The following is a 15,274-nucleotide window of genomic DNA, read 5'->3' as shown; positions in this document are numbered from 1 at the left end:
GCAATTATGAATACTTTAAACAAAGCAAATTTGACCCAATTATACAGCCGCGAGGTATTGCTTTTTGCCAAGAATCTGTAATCCCTTTCCTCGTAACTAATTTAAAGAAAGTGGCAAAACCCGCTTTTATTTCCTGCAAACACTTAAAATATAAACTATGCCACATACTTTTCATATTCCAGTATTAGGGTTAGGCTTTTCTATTGATACGCCTTTAAAAACTGCCAGGTACGGTATAGCATCGGTAGTTTCTATTGTTGATGATGAGCTTATTGAACGCATGCGTAAGTACCATGCGTTGCAAAATGAGGAAGCATACACGCCGATCATGAAATCTGCACCGGATGCCCGGGCAAAAAGAATCACCGCTTATCTGAACCTGCTTAACAAACTTGTAAATAAGCAATTTGAGCGGTTAAAAACCTTGCCATTTAATCAAAATAACGACCTGGATAGATACTTTAGCCTGCTGCCGGATTCATCGCACCTGAAACAGGGCTATGAATTGATGCAGGAGTATCCCGAAGGCATCAGCAAAAAGATCTTTCAAAATATTTTACTGAGCCGGATGCAGAAGGGCGCTATCGATGTTAATATTATGTCGAAAGTGGATAAGCTTAATTTTGATATTGACGGGCAGTATACCGGTGATGATAATACCGATGCGCTGGCTGGCATCAGGGGTTTTGTGAATAGCGATCTGCAATCGTCGGTAGTTCTTTCGGCAGGGATGAACCCGCGTTTATACAGCTATCTGGAATCGTTTGATTGCTTTTTTCCAGACAGTGATGGCGCGTTAAACAAAAAGATCATCTTAAAAGTGAGCGACTACCGGTCGGCTTATATACAGGCTAAATTTTTAGCTAAAAAGGGTCTGTGGGTTTCCGAGTTCAGGATAGAATCGGGCTTAAATTGCGGGGGCCATGCTTTTGCAACAGAAGGGCTTTTATTGGGCCCGATACTGGAAGAGTTTAAGCAAAAGCGCGAAACCATGATGGCCGAACTGCTTACTATTTACCAGGCTGCATTGATTGAAAAAGGCGCTAATGCTACTGCCATACCTCCCCAACGCATTAGTGTGCAGGGTGGGATAGGTACCGCTAACGAAAACGATTTTCTGCTGGAACACTATCAACTGCAGGCCACCGGCTGGGGCAGCCCTTTTTTACTGGTGCCCGAAGCTACCAACGTTGATGAGGAAACCCTGCAGCAATTAACCAGCGCCAGGCAGGAGGATTTTTACCTGAGCGCATCATCGCCACTGGGTATTTTGTTTAACAACTTCAAAAAATCAACCGGCGAGCAACAGCGACTGGAAAGGATTGAACAGGGGAGGCCTGGCAGCCCATGCGTGAAAAAGTATTTGTGTACCAATACCGAATTTACCGAGCAACCCATCTGTACAGCATCGCGCGAATACCAGCATCTTAAATTGCAACAGCTGCAAACGTTGGAGTTATCGCAGGCTGATTACCAGGAACGGGTAGAAAATATTACTGAGAAAGTTTGCCTTTGTGAAGGTTTATGCGCTTCGGCCTATCTGAAAAATGATATGTTAAAACCCAGGGAAAATGCTGCGGTAACTATTTGCCCGGGCCCTAACCTGGCTTATTTTTCTCAAGTTTATACGCTCGACGAAATGGTGGGGCACATTTACGGGCGGCAGGATCTGTTAAGCGATGTGGAGCGGCCCAGCCTTTTTATTAACGAATTGAACCTGTACCTCGACTATTTTAGAAAAGAAATTACCGGCTACCTGAAAAACGTTAACCAAAAAAAGGAGAAACAACTGGTGAACTTTAAAGATCAGCTGCAGCAGGGTATCATTTATTACAAACAGCTATTACCGCAGTTATATAACGAAACCATAAGCTACCGCGACGAAATGTATAAAAACTTAATTGTTTGCGAAGCGCACTTAAAAGCAATTGGTGCGGGTTTGTTAGCAGTGTAATACCGTAAATAGTCTTAAACAATAAAAGCGGCTGTGGCCGCTTTTATTGTTTAAGATCAATTAAGTTAGTTTAGCCCGCCATGCTGAATAATTGTGATGAGGGTTTATCGGCCCATAAGCGGGCATCTAGCGCCATGCAGATATTGCGGAGAAAACGTTTGCCTGACTGGGTTACACTAAGCTCCCCTGAGTTAAGCTCAATAAGGCCGTCGTCGGCAAGTAGCTGCATTCGTTCTATGCCTTGCAACAAGGCTTCACATTGGTGTTGGGGGTGGTTCCAGGAGGTTTTGCCTGTACACATAATATTGAGGATATGCTTGCGGATAATCAAATCTTCTGCCGTTAACATATGGCCTTTAAATACCGGCAACTCACCGGCGTTAACCAGTTTAACATATTCTTCTACCGACTTTACATTTTGAGCAAAACCATACCAGCTATCGCTGATAGATGATACCCCCAAACCAACCATTAGCTGGGTATACTGGTGTGTGTAGCCCATAAAATTACGGTGTAATGTGCCGCATTGTTCGGCGTGGTACAGGCTATCTGTTGGTAATGCAAAGTGGTCCATACCTATTTCTTTATAGCCCAGGTCAGTAAATAAATCTCGGCCGGTATTATATAAATGGCGTTTGGTATAGGCATCGGGCAAATCATGTTCTGTAAACTTACGCTGGCCGGGTTTAATCCAGGGCACATGGGCGTAGCTGTAAAAGGCAATCCGGTCTGGCATTAATTGTGCAACTTGCTGGATGGTTGCCGAAAGTCCTGTTGATGTTTGCAAAGGCAGGCCATATATTAAATCGAAATTAATGGAGGTATAGCCAATTTTCCGTGCCTGTCCGGTCACCGTTTTTACCTGGTCAAAACTTTGTATCCGGTTAATAATGAGTTGTACCGCCGGGTCGAAATCTTGTATGCCAAGGCTCAGCCTGCGGAAACCCAGATCGTGTAGTATTTGTAAATGTGCTGTAGTGGTATTGGCCGGATGGGCTTCAAAGCCAAACTCGGCATCTGGGTGCAAGGTAGAATGCATGAGTATGCCATCTATCAGTACTTTTAAATGCCCCGCGCTAAAAAATGTTGGTGTGCCACCACCCATGTGTATTTCGCGTATTACAGGTTTCTGTCCAAAAATATTGCGGTACATAGCCCATTCCAGTAAAACGGCTTTGATATAAGGTTCTTCAACTGTGTGGTTTTTGGTGATGCGGGTATTGCAGCCGCAATAGGTACATAGGTTTTCGCAGTAGGGCAGGTGTATATAAATGCTGATGCCATCGGCCTCGTTACTCTCGTTGAAAGAAAACTTAACGGAGTTTTTCCAATGGTCTGTATTAAAATTGTCTGCATCCCAATAGGGCACAGTAGGGTAGCTGGTGTAGCGGGGCACCGCTACATTGTATTTATCAATTAAATGAAGCGGTGTGTTCATAAAGGGAGGGAATTAAATTTTAGGATTGTTAATAGCATCCATAGCGCGGCAATTTTTTGCGCATACGCAGGCCTTGCCAACGCATTTATCCTGCTGCCAGTTATCGAGGTTTCTGATGGTCTGGTCTGCAATTTGTTGTAAAGCCTCATGGGTTAAAAATCCCTGGTGCGGGGTTATTAAAACATTAGGATACTCTAGTAACCTGGTTAGTAAAGGGTCGCGCACTTTATCTTGCTGATGATCCTCAAAAAATAAGCCCTTTTCAAATTCATACACATCAAGCCCCAGGTAGCCAATCTTACCACACTCAAGCGCTTCTAAAACATCCTCTGTATTTATCAGCGCGCCACGGGATGTGTTGATAAGCATAACGCCGTTTTTCATGGCGGCCAAACTGCCTGCATTAATAATATGCGCTGTAAATGTATTTAAGGGGGCATGTAAAGAAATGATATCAGCCTGCTTAAGCAGCTGGTTAAATGGTACTGCCTCAATCCCTTTCAAATCTTCGGGCACCATTACATCATAGCCGATAACATGGCAGCCCAAGCCATTAAAAATTTGCGCAACTGCCAGCCCGATATGGCCCAGCCCAATAATGCCTACCGTTTTACCGTAAAAATTAAAGCCAATTAATTCATCAAGCTTAAAATCAAAATTATGGCTGTGTGTATTTGCCCTGGTTAATTGCCTGCTTAGCGATAAAGCAAGCGCCACGGTATGTTCTGCAATGGCCTGGGGCGAATAAACAGGAACATTGGCTATTTTAATACCCCTGCTTGCGGCAGCATCCTTATCAATTTGGTCGGTACCTGCAGACCGGGTGGCAATGTATTTAATACCCATTTCGGCTAGCCGGTTAACCACCGGTGCCGAAACATCGTCATTAGTAAAAACTACAACTGCATCTTTCCCTTCGGCATAGGCTGCTGTTTCGAGGCTTAGCGAATTTGATATAAGGGTTATATCATGTTTTTTTTGATTGGCTTTCGCTAAAAATTCTTTTTCAAAGCTCTTAATACTATAAGCTACCACTTTCATCTGTCGAAGGTATTTTTGATTATCTACAAAAATACCTGTCGGCCAAAAGATATACTATGCGTTAGGTCATGCTACAAAGTGACTGTTATCAGTTTTTCATTTTAATAAGTCTGTTCATATCCAGAATATTAATGAGGCTGCCTTTTTTTTCAATCAGTTTCTCCTCCTTAAAATCACTTAGCGTTCTGCTCACTGTTTCTGTTGCCATGCCGGCCATAGCGGCAAGTTCATCGCGCGAGATCTTAAATTCATGGGCATCTGCAAACTGTTTACTCAGCCTGATAAGTACTTGTGCCAAACGTTTGCGCACAGATTTATAAGCAAGCTCAATAAGCTGTTCTTCTTTTTCGCGAATGTTGTTAGAGAGTAGCTTTATAAACTGCTGCCCAATTTCGGGATATTTATTTAGCAGTTTTACAACCTCTTCTTTAGGCAATAAACACAGGGTGGTGTCTTCTATCGCTTCGGCAGTTTCTGTAAATACATCATCCATTAGTAATGAATTAATGCCCAGATAATTATCGGCTTTAAATAAGCCTGTCATTAGCTCGCGGCCATCCTCGGCCATTTTTATAGTTTTTACCGCACCTTCCAGTATCAGGTATAAGCCCTGCGGCTGGTCTCCTTCGTAATATAATACCTGTTTTTTCTTAATCTGCCTTATTTTACGGTGGGCAATTAGTCCTTTTAATTCTTCTGCACCTTTGCTGTTGCCGTTAGCAATGTTTTCCAGCCCTTGTAAAGATTTGCTGTAAAAGGCTTCCTGTTTTTGCTTTTTGTTCAGGCGGCTTTCTATCGCGTTCAGCAATTCCATATCGTCAAAGGGTTTGGTCAGGTAATCGTCGGCACCCATTTCCATCCCTTTCCTAAAATCAATCCGCTCTGCCTTGGCTGTTAAAAATATAAAGGGTATGGCATCGGTTTCGGGGTTTTTGCCCAGCAGGTATAATACGCCATAACCGTCTAGTTCGGGCATCATAATATCACACAGTATCAGATCTGGTTTATGCTGAAAAGCCAGATCGATGCCTGCCTTGCCATTGTTTGCCTGTAATACATTAAAGCCGGATAGTCCAAGTATTTCGGCAGTGCTTTCCCTAATGTCGTTATTGTCTTCAATAATTAAGATCGTTTTCATTTTTGGATCGGGAATGAGAGTATAAATGAGGTGCCTTTATTTACTTCGCTTTTAAACTGGATGGTACCATCCATTAGTTTTACGTAACGGGTTACAATGTTTAAACCCAAGCCCGTGCCTGGGATATTACCGGTATTGTGTGCCCTGAAAAAAGCCTCGAACAAGTGTTTTTGGTCGTTCTCTGGTATGCCGATGCCGTTGTCTTTAATAATAACAAGCAACTGCTGCTGCGTTATTTCTGTATTAAATTCAATAAACGTGTTTTCGCCCGAGTATTTGATCGAGTTACTGATGAGGTTGATGATACAGTTTTTGAGCAGCGACTGATCGAGCTTGGCATTACTTAATACGCCTGTATGCTGATAGATGATGTTTTGATTTTGCTTGGCAACAAGCTGCATTTCTTCTGTTATCTCTTCGGCAAATTTTACAATATCAAACGCTGTAAAAATGGGTTCTACTTTGCCGGCCTCTAATTTTTCGAGTGATAAAAAATCATTCAGTATCCCGGTGAGGTTCTCTACTGCGCTTTTAATTTTACCAATATGTTTGGTGATGTTGGCATTGTTAAATTCCTGGGCATATCTTTCTATAAGTGATGCCGATAGTTGTATGGAGCTTAAAGGCGTCCTGAACTCGTGCGAAGCCATAGATACAAACCTGCTTTTGAGCTGCCCCAGCTCGCGTTCTTTTTCTAATGACTGGCTAACTTCTTCTTTGGCTTCCTGTAGGGCATCCAACGATTTTTTTAATGATTGTGTGCGCTCTTCAACCAGTTCTTCGAGGTGCGTTGCATAATCCTTTAACTGGCTTTCTGCTTCTTTCTCACGGCTTAGGTCATGGATAAAACCAGTGTAAATTTTTCGCCCCGAGTATTTGACCTCGCTTACACCCAAACGGAAAGGAAACGTGGTGCCATCTTTGCGCAGCCCCATTACTTCGCGCCCAATGCCGATAATATGTGCCTGGCCGGTGTGCTGGTACCGGTGCAAGTATTCGTCGTGCTGGCTTTTGTCTGGTTGGGGCATTAGTATGGCAATGTTGTTGCCAATTACTTCGCTAGCTTCATAACCAAATAAATTACATCCCGAAGGATTTATGGATTCAACCCTGCCACGCTCATCTATGGTAATAATACCGTCGATGGCATTTTTAATGATGGCTTGTAATAAGGCTGCATTTTCCATTTAAAAATAAATATGATACTTGTCACAAATATCAACAATGAAACATAGAATAGAGAATGATGAATATCTGCCAGAATAGTGACGGCGGTCATTTTTTAAGCGAGTGTATAGTTTGGGTGTATGAATTAGAAACCGGGGCTTTGATTGGGATTTAAAAAAAAATGAAGCGGCTCAATTCGGAATAAAATATATTTAGTAAATTGCTATTCATATATTTAAGAAAAATCATTTTACGCCAAACAGCACATTTTATCATGATTAAAACCTCTTGTTTATTAACATTTCTGCTTGTATCTGTATCTGCTTTTAATGCTTTGGCACAGAAGCACGACCAATCATATTCTACTACGCCCGTGGCTGATGAATTAGGCAGGGCTGTACCAGTAAATAAATATGGCAAAGTAAAGGGATCGCCCTTTTTGTTTGATGACTGGATGACTGGAAAGGTGGTTACCGAAGATGGCAAGACCTATAAAAAAATGCTTTTTAAGTATAATATAGAAACCGATATGCTGACTTTTGTTTACAACAAAACAGACGAGCCTTTAAAGTTTGCAGAGCCGGTAAAATCTTTTACACTTAATGCCGACCGGGAAAGAACCTTTGCCGATAACTTTCCTAAAATAGATGGGTATCATGCCACATCATTTTATGAAGTAGTAGCCCCCGGAAAAACGATGCTGCTTAAACACTACAAGGAAGTAATTAAGGACGTAAGAGATGATAATATGGCGCCAATTGATGGCCTTTATTTAAAGGGGGCATCTTATTACATATTCAGGGATGCCAAAATGTTTCGCACAAAACTTAATAAAGATGCTGTACTGCAAGCCTTATCTGATAAAGCACCGCAGATAAATACCTACCTCGCTAATACAGCAATTGATTTCCATAAAGAAGAAGACGTTAAAAAGCTGTTTGATTATTATAACGGTCTGCAATAAATCTTTAACAAATCAGCCTGATTTAAGTGTTTGTTTAGGCCGAAAATACGGGTAATGTAAACCAAAAAGTACTGCCATTACCCAGTTCGCTGTTAACGCCTATCTGGCCCTTGTGCTTTTTAATAATTTCTGTACAAATAAAAAGACCTAAACCTAAGCCTGCATACCTGCTGCCGCTACTGTCTGCACGGTAATAACGGTCAAAAAGATAACGCAATTTTTCGGGGGGGATGCCAGGTCCATGGTCTATCACGGATACTTTAACCGAGTCGTCTATTTTTTCGATATGGACGCTTACTTTATCAGAACTCTGTGCATATTTGGCAGCATTGTTAAAAAAGTTAACCAATACCTGCTCAATACGAGCGGCATCTGCTAAAACAGCTACGGTACGGTCGCCAGTTACCTCAATGCGTAAACTTTCTGTTTTATACTGGCGAATGCACTCCTCAGCCACATTGAAAACTACCATGCGTTTTGCCTGGATGTTTAGCTGGCCCTCATTTGCTTTGCTGGCGTTCAATAAATCTTCGATCAACGCGTTTACCTTTTCAGAACTTTTATTGGCCTGCTCTATAAGAGCCGGAAGTATCGGCGCAGATGGTTTGTTTTTAATCCTGTCCAGCATTTGCAGGGTCGCTTTTAGGCTGGTCATGGGGGTACGCAATTCGTGGCTGGCAATACTTATAAAATCGTCTTTTTGCTGTTGCAGCAGTCGCAACTCCTGGATATCAGTAGCAGTGCCTACCCAAAGCTGCATTTTACCGTCTATGCTTTTTATGGGCATCAGGCGCAGCAAGTGCCAGCGGTAAGTACCGTCGGCACGTTTACCGCGAATTTGGAATTCACCTCCCTGGTTAGTTTTCCTGATCTGCCTGAATTTGTTAAGACTATCTTTCAGATCATCGGGGTGGATGAAAACCTCTATATCCCAATTGTCCGTTTCAGGGTTCAGTCCCGTGTAATCATACCAGCGCTGGTTAAAAAAGTTTACCGTACCGGCCATGGTGTTAGTCCAGGCAATCTGCGGTATGGTTTCCATCATGTTGCGAAACCGGTATTCGCTTTCTACTAACGCCTTAGTTCTATTGGTTACCCTTTCTTCCAGTTCGGCATTCAGGTCAATTAGTTCGGCGGTCTGCGCTCGTAATCGCTCATCTGTAATTAACTTTTCGGCCGCTATTTCAGTATCCCTCAGCGCACGTTTGATCTTTGCCGATAAACTAACCAGTGTGTTTTTTGATACGTAATCGGTTACGCCTTTTTTAATGAGCTCAACCACGTTTTCTTCCCCTATAAACCCAGATACGATGATGAAGGGGATTTGTGGATGGCTTATTTGTTTAATATCAAAAGCAGTTTCCGCATCAAAAGAAGGCATGGAATAATCTGACAAAATAATGTCAGGGATAAAATTCGCCAGCGCCAGCTCATAAGCAATACGGGTTTGTACAAGTTGAAAAGTAAAGTTTAATCCGGATTTTTTTAGCTGCCGGCATAGCAGGTCGGCATCTGTTGAGTCATCCTCCAGAATCAGTATTTTAGGATCAGCTATCATAGAAATAGGCAATCTAATGTGCCGGCTGGCTCAAAATCATCCAGTACATGCCAATTTCTTTAATGGCATTGAAGAAATTGTCGCTATCAACAGGTTTAACAATGTAGCTGTTTGCGCCCAGTTCAAAGCATTTTTCAATGTCGGGGCTTTCTTTTGAGGAAGTTAACATCACAATCGGTATGGCTTTCAGAATAGGGTCAGACTTTACTTTTTCAAGCACTTGCATACCAGATACTTTCGGCATCTTCAAGTCAAGCAAAATTAGTTTTGGAAACTCTTTCGGATTACGGGATTCGTAAATGCCCCTGCAATAAAGAAAATCAAGAGCCATAGCACCGTCCATAACATGATGAAGTTTATTTGTAAAACCGCTTTTGTTAAGTGCACGGACAGTTAGTGCTGCATCATCTTTACTGTCTTCGGCAAATAGGATTTCGATGTTATCGTAATTCATAGTTTAGTTATTAAATTTTTGTAGGCTGAAATAAAAGCAGCTTCCTTCTTCCAGCACAGATTCGGCCCATATGGTACCGTTATGGCGGCTCACTATTTTTTGCACAATAGCCAAACCAATACCGGTGCCTTCAAACTCCTCTTGTGAGTGCAGGCGTTGAAAAACCCCGAATAGTTTATCGTAGTATTGCATATCAAAACCAGCCCCGGCATCTTTTACATAGTAAACAATCAGGTCGTCTTTTTCATAAGCCCCAATGCTGATTCTTGTTTCCGGCTTATTGCGCGAATATTTAATAGAGTTGGAAATAAGGTTGATCCATACCTGTTTAATCAATGATTTATCTGCATTGGCAGCAGGTAGTTCGGCAATCTCGAAAATCGGAATATTTTCACCCTCCTCAAAGCTAAGGTCTTCACGTACCGATGCTACCAGGGCGTTCATGTCTACTTCGGTAAAGCTCACCTGTTTTCTTCCCAGCTTAGAAAACGCAAGCAGGTCATCAATCAGTTCGCCCATTTTTTTGGAGTTGTGAATGATGGATTGCAGGATTCCGGTGCCATCTTCATCTAACAGGTCGCCATAATCTTCGGCCAGAATCTTGGTGTATCCGTTTATTGCCCGGATGGGGGCACGAAGATCATGTGATACCGAATAAGAGAATGAGCCCAACTCTTTATTAACTGCCTCCAGCTGCGCGGTACGATCTGTTACCTTTTGCTCTAGTTCGTCATTTAGTTTACGGATATCGTCCTCAGCATTTTTAAGCTCCCTGTTGGCAGTACTTAGTTCCTCCGCTCGTTTTTCTTTTTCTATATTCTGATAAGCCAGTTCTTTATTGGCGATAATTAGTTCGGCAGCCCGGTTTTCCTTTTCTTCATTTTGATAGGCCAGTTCTTTATTTAAAATAACCAGTTTAGCGGCAAGGTCCTCTTTTTCTGTGTTCTGATAAGCCAGTTCTTTATTGGCGATAATCAGTTCAGCGGCGCGGTTTTCTTTTTCTTTGTTCTGAAATACCAGTTCTTTATTGGCAATGATTAACTCTGCAGCCCGGTTTTCTTTCTCTTCGTTCTGAAATATTAATTCTTTATTGGCAATGATTAGTTCGGCAGCGCGGTTCTCTTTTTCTTCGTTTTGAAAAGCAAGCTCTTTATTGGCGATAATTAGTTCGGCAGCGCGGTTCTCTTTTTCTTCGTTCTGAAAAGCAAGCTCTTTATTGGCGATAATAAGTTCTGCAGCCCGGTTCTCTTTTTCTTCGTTTTGAAAAGCAAGCTCTTTATTGGCGATAGCTAACTCCGCAGCGCGGTTTTCTTTCTCTTCGTTCTGAAATATTAATTCTTTATTAGCTATGATCAGTTCTGCAGCCCGGTTTTCTTTTTCTGCATTTTGAAAAATTAACTCTTTATTGGCTATCACCAGTTCTGCAGCCCGGTTTTCTTTTTCTTCGTTTTGATAATCCAGTTCTTTATTGGCGATGATTAGTTCGGCGGCCCTTTTGTTTTTTTCCTGGTATTGAAGAGCGATCTCTTTATTAGCACTTACCAATTCGGCAGCCTGGCTCTCATTTTCCTCATATTGTTGACGAAGATTGCCATCACCATCTGGTAAATTATCGGGATCAATTTTTATCATAGAATGAAGAGAACTAAAGGTAAGATGCAGGAAATAATAATTATTCTTACAAGATTATAAAGCTAACATAATTAAGTAGATACTGGTGGATAAGCAACAATGAGAACATAAATAATAGGAAATGAGTTTAAATGTCGATTTTTATGAAAGCAATTAAACTTGAACTTAAAACTGGTTGAAGTAGAATAGGGAACAGGAACTTTCATTTACAGATATCTATTGTTTGCGGAAGGTCGCGTATATTTCAAAAAAAAGATCTTGCTTACACAGCGCAAGGTGACAGGATTAACCTTGCCAGCAATAACAATTTTTTATAAATTGTTGGCTCTTGCTTTTATATTCTCCAGCCTGATATACCCGTTGGTGCTTTTACCGGCCTTGTTGCCATAGTTAATAAATACCCACCCGCCCTGGCGTATGTTCTCTAAGTCAACAATTACCCGGTCGCCCATTAATAAGTATGCGTTTGACCGGCTATTTAAATTGGGTTTTTTATAAAAATAAGTTTTAACCGCCAGCTGGTATGCTCCGGGTACAACATCGGCAATTTTGTGGTAGATGCCAGAAAAATCATCGGGCAAATTATCGGCCATACAATCATTAAATTTCACCTTAAGCTCATCTTTGCCAAAACTCATGGCAATACTGCAATCTAGATCATCGGTACCGCCATTAAACACACAGGTGTTGGCCTTAATTATTCCTTCGCCGCTAAAGTTGCCGTTGCGGCCCGATGGTATGCCCCACCATGCAAAAATAGCTGCTTTGGCTTTAGTGCCGTGTTTTGCAACGGCAATGGTGCAGGAAGCCCCGCTTTGGTCTTGCTTTTCATAAGTGCCTGTTTGAGCGCGGGTACTGCTTATGGTGAATAGTAATATTGTTAAAAAAAAGAACGTTAATAATTTCATGTGTCACGATAATCTGAGTATTCAGGATCTTATTTATTGTTGTTTTTTTGCCGGGTCACGTTTATAAATCTCACTTGGATAAGCATTTGATATATGTAATTGTATTAAGGTTTTTTTGTATTTCTAATAAATATAGACAACCCAATACCAAACAGTAAAAATATTGTAACAAATGATTTCATAGTTAGGTGATGAAGGAGCTATGAATGATAACCCAAAAACGAATGAAACGTTTGAACGAACTGGCATAATACCGGGGAAATAGAATGCAACTTAAAAATATGGTGTTGCTTACACTGCAAATTTAAAGTGTAAAAATCTGATAAAAAAGCAGAGCCTAAACTCATTAGTAATTACTAATTTAATTAGTAATTAATGTAGAAATATGTAAATAATTTTCCACCTTTGCTTATCACATTATTAGATATGGCATTAACTTATTTAAAATCTGCAGATAGCCTGAAGCTTAAAAGAGAGGATAATACCTTTAGGCTTGTAAGGGTGGAACCTTTTGGTGAAGGTGAAATAGCCTACCGGCTTAGGGAGGATGATACAGGTGTTTTCTTTCAGTTTTTTGAGGGATTAGGCGAAATTGCAGGGGAAGATACAGGCTCAGATCTTGGACGGATTATGTTTGATGAGCAAGGTTACTGGGTTTATGACGGTACCGGCCTCACTATCCAGGAGCAGGAACAGCTTGCAGAACAAATAAGCCATGCCGAAATTAAATCAATAAAAGCTGGCATTAGCGGCTTTTTTGAAAGGCATCCATCGTCCTAAATAGCTTAAATTATAATATGAAAGAGTATAGATGATATAGAAGCCATTTAATCATCTATCATGTACGCTGCTTGAAAATTAATAGCTAAGTAATGGGCCGATAAAAAGTTTGAATGTAATTAAGCGGTCTTCGTTAAAAAGCTGTCTTCAAAAGCATGAATAAATTGTTGAGAATTCAGCGGTTTTATCATGTAATCGGTAATATCCGGGTGGTCGTGCCCGCGTTCAATATCCAGATAATTAATGGATGAGGTTACTAAATAGATAGCAATTTTTTTGAAACTGCGTTGCGCCTTAAAAATCTCAAATGCGTTCATGAATTTCCAGCAACCCATATTTTCCATATCTACGCTCAGAAAGATCACATCGGGCAAATTGAGCGCTTCTTGGAGGTTAGTTAAAGTGTCTATAGCGTCGCTTGTGTTGCCAAAATCAAAGAGATTTTTGCATAAGACTTTATTGGTCACAAATTTACGAAAGCCATATCTGTAAATATCATCGTCATCTATTATCCATGCCGTACTAATCATATTAATACCTCCTATGGTAGCTTATACGATTAATGTTTTATCAATGTTACATGAACCTTGGTATCAGGTAAGTTTAATCAGAAACTTAGTACCTGCGTTTACAGTACTTTCAACCTCGATACAACCACCGAGCGACTCAATTTGATTGCGGGTAATATAAAGGCCAACACCTTGCGCATCCTGGTTGTTGTGAAACTTCTGATAAAGGCCAAATACTTTATCACCATATCGTTTCATGTCGATGCCTATCCCGTTATCTTCAAAAACAATAAAAATATGATCATCTTTAATATAGCTTTCGCAAGTTATAATTAGTGGGCGGTCAGGATTTCTGTATTTTAATGAATTAGAAAGTAAATTATGAAAGATGCTCTCTAAATAGGCCGGTAAATAATAAACATGGCTGCACTTGGTAAAATCATAATTGATTGTGGCATTGGTTTCCTGTATATTACTTTTTAGCGCGTTAATTATATTTTTAAAAAGCAACTCAAATTCAATCAGCGTTTTCTCGTTGTTTTTGCTTGTATCTATCGTTACAATTTCGGTTAAATGCTTAATTGTTACATCCAAGCTATTACTTATGCTTTTGATATGCGACAAAATCTCCTTCCTATCGTCTGCATCTTTAGATTCGTCGTGCAGGTTCAGCATTAACTTTAAATTACCGGCATACGAACGTAAATTGTGTGAAACGATATATGCAAAGTTTTGCAACCTTTTATTGTTATCGTTAACAGTGTTAAGTGAGGTTTTTAAATTCTCTTCTTGCCTTTTAACAAGGTCTATGTCTTGAATTATACCTTTAATAAATAAGCATTTTCCGTAGCCGTCTATATCGGCAACGGCTTTTATCTTTACCCATATTACGTTACCCTTATCTGTTCTTACTAATAAATCTAAATGAAATGGCCTGCCTGTTTTGATGCAGTCATCAATGGCAACTTTCAACAGTGGCCGATGCTCGGGTTCAACATATTCAATTAGTTCTTCAATTGAATCGAATTGATTTTGCAATTCAAAAATATGAAGTGCTTCCTCGCTCAAAAACAGTTTGTTAGCTAATGGATCGATTTCCCAAGTGCCAAACTTGACCAATCTGTTGGTTTCCGAAACTAAATTACTATTGGTTTCTAACTCAAACTCCAGAAACTTAAATTGATTTATATTGATGATTGTACCAACCGTTTTTAGATTATCACGCCGTTGAATTGTATTTTGGAACCATTCAAAGCCGCTCTTTGTTAACAGTCTTAAATATGTTATTTCGGGTTGCTTAATGGTATCTGTATCTATGCTTGTTAAAAATGTTGCCCTGTCTTGATAATAAATAATGTTATCAACCAAATTTAAATAAGAACATTCAATTTCTCCGGGAGCGTAACCCAGGATATTATAAAAGCCAACAGACCATTTTACTTTTTTGGTGCTAATATCAAGTTCCCATATGCCGGCATTAATATTATTTATTGTTTGTGCGAGATCGGGTGTATCGTTATCAAAAAGATAAGTGTCAAATAAAGTCATAAATTTTCGCTACGCAAATGCTTTTGCGATAAGTTAACGTAAGCTATTAGCAATTAACATACCGTAAAAGGTTTTAAATGAAAATATTATCATTGTTGAGCTAGTAAATTAATCAACATAACGGGTAAATTTATAAAACTATTGTAAGTTTATTTCCAAAAAAGAAAAATACTTTCAATTGAT

At 40.3% G+C, this 15,274-nt stretch carries 13 protein-coding genes; 3 read left to right on the top strand and 10 right to left on the bottom strand.

Features of this window, described 5'->3' with window-relative positions:
• Positions 1 to 157: 157 nt before the first annotated feature.
• Positions 158 to 1,954: a hypothetical protein gene (locus RG47T_RS14390; protein ID WP_074490116.1), complete on the top strand. Its 1,797-nt coding sequence runs from the start codon at positions 158 to 160 to the stop codon at positions 1,952 to 1,954.
• 70 nt (positions 1,955 to 2,024) lie between these two features.
• On the opposite strand, the gene hemN is transcribed toward RG47T_RS14390, so the two are convergent.
• The 4 genes from hemN to RG47T_RS14370 all read right to left on the bottom strand — a co-directional run bounded on the left by hemN (position 2,025) and on the right by RG47T_RS14370 (position 6,758).
• Positions 2,025 to 3,392, bottom strand: coding sequence for an oxygen-independent coproporphyrinogen III oxidase (gene hemN, locus RG47T_RS14385; RefSeq protein WP_074490115.1), 1,368 nt, complete (start codon positions 3,390 to 3,392; stop codon positions 2,025 to 2,027).
• Between the two features lie 12 nt (positions 3,393 to 3,404).
• Positions 3,405 to 4,433: a 2-hydroxyacid dehydrogenase gene (locus RG47T_RS14380; RefSeq protein WP_074490114.1), complete on the bottom strand. Its 1,029-nt coding sequence runs from the start codon at positions 4,431 to 4,433 to the stop codon at positions 3,405 to 3,407.
• 88 nt (positions 4,434 to 4,521) lie between these two features.
• Positions 4,522 to 5,571, bottom strand: a complete 1,050-nt coding sequence (locus tag RG47T_RS14375; protein ID WP_074490113.1) for a response regulator — start codon at positions 5,569 to 5,571, stop codon at positions 4,522 to 4,524.
• Positions 5,568 to 6,758, bottom strand: coding sequence for a PAS domain-containing sensor histidine kinase (locus tag RG47T_RS14370; protein ID WP_074490112.1), 1,191 nt, complete (start codon positions 6,756 to 6,758; stop codon positions 5,568 to 5,570). Before RG47T_RS14370 ends, RG47T_RS14375 begins: the two co-directional genes overlap by 4 nt.
• A gap of 254 nt (positions 6,759 to 7,012) precedes the next feature.
• On the opposite strand from RG47T_RS14370, the gene RG47T_RS14365 reads away from it, so the two are divergent.
• On the top strand, positions 7,013 to 7,702 hold the full coding sequence (locus tag RG47T_RS14365) for a hypothetical protein (protein ID WP_074490111.1): 690 nt from the start codon (positions 7,013 to 7,015) through the stop codon (positions 7,700 to 7,702).
• Between the two features lie 34 nt (positions 7,703 to 7,736).
• Here RG47T_RS14365 and RG47T_RS14360 read toward each other — a convergent pair whose 3' ends face one another.
• The 4 genes from RG47T_RS14360 to RG47T_RS14345 form a co-directional block, all read right to left on the bottom strand.
• Entirely contained in the window at positions 7,737 to 9,260 is a 1,524-nt protein-coding gene (locus tag RG47T_RS14360; RefSeq protein ID WP_074490110.1) for an ATP-binding response regulator, read from the bottom strand.
• Between the two features lie 13 nt (positions 9,261 to 9,273).
• Positions 9,274 to 9,714: a response regulator gene (locus tag RG47T_RS14355; RefSeq protein WP_074490109.1), complete on the bottom strand. Its 441-nt coding sequence runs from the start codon at positions 9,712 to 9,714 to the stop codon at positions 9,274 to 9,276.
• Between the two features lie 3 nt (positions 9,715 to 9,717).
• Entirely contained in the window at positions 9,718 to 11,346 is a 1,629-nt protein-coding gene (locus RG47T_RS26440; protein WP_083627414.1) for a sensor histidine kinase, read from the bottom strand.
• 311 nt (positions 11,347 to 11,657) lie between these two features.
• Positions 11,658 to 12,254: a hypothetical protein gene (locus tag RG47T_RS14345; RefSeq protein ID WP_074490108.1), complete on the bottom strand. Its 597-nt coding sequence runs from the start codon at positions 12,252 to 12,254 to the stop codon at positions 11,658 to 11,660.
• Positions 12,255 to 12,680: 426 nt separating this feature from the next.
• Between RG47T_RS14345 and RG47T_RS14340 the strand changes: the two genes are divergently transcribed.
• On the top strand, positions 12,681 to 13,034 hold the full coding sequence (locus RG47T_RS14340) for a hypothetical protein (RefSeq protein WP_074490107.1): 354 nt from the start codon (positions 12,681 to 12,683) through the stop codon (positions 13,032 to 13,034).
• A gap of 119 nt (positions 13,035 to 13,153) precedes the next feature.
• Here RG47T_RS14340 and RG47T_RS14335 read toward each other — a convergent pair whose 3' ends face one another.
• Positions 13,154 to 13,564, bottom strand: coding sequence for a response regulator (locus RG47T_RS14335; RefSeq protein WP_074490106.1), 411 nt, complete (start codon positions 13,562 to 13,564; stop codon positions 13,154 to 13,156).
• A gap of 63 nt (positions 13,565 to 13,627) precedes the next feature.
• On the bottom strand, positions 13,628 to 15,091 hold the full coding sequence (locus RG47T_RS14330; RefSeq protein WP_074490105.1) for a PAS domain-containing sensor histidine kinase: 1,464 nt from the start codon (positions 15,089 to 15,091) through the stop codon (positions 13,628 to 13,630).
• Positions 15,092 to 15,274: the final 183 nt, after the last annotated feature.

The organism is Mucilaginibacter polytrichastri, assembly GCF_001911425.1.
Classification (GTDB): domain Bacteria; phylum Bacteroidota; class Bacteroidia; order Sphingobacteriales; family Sphingobacteriaceae; genus Mucilaginibacter; species Mucilaginibacter polytrichastri.
Note: the sequence above shows the minus strand (reverse complement) of the source record. Positions and strands in the feature narration are given on the sequence as shown.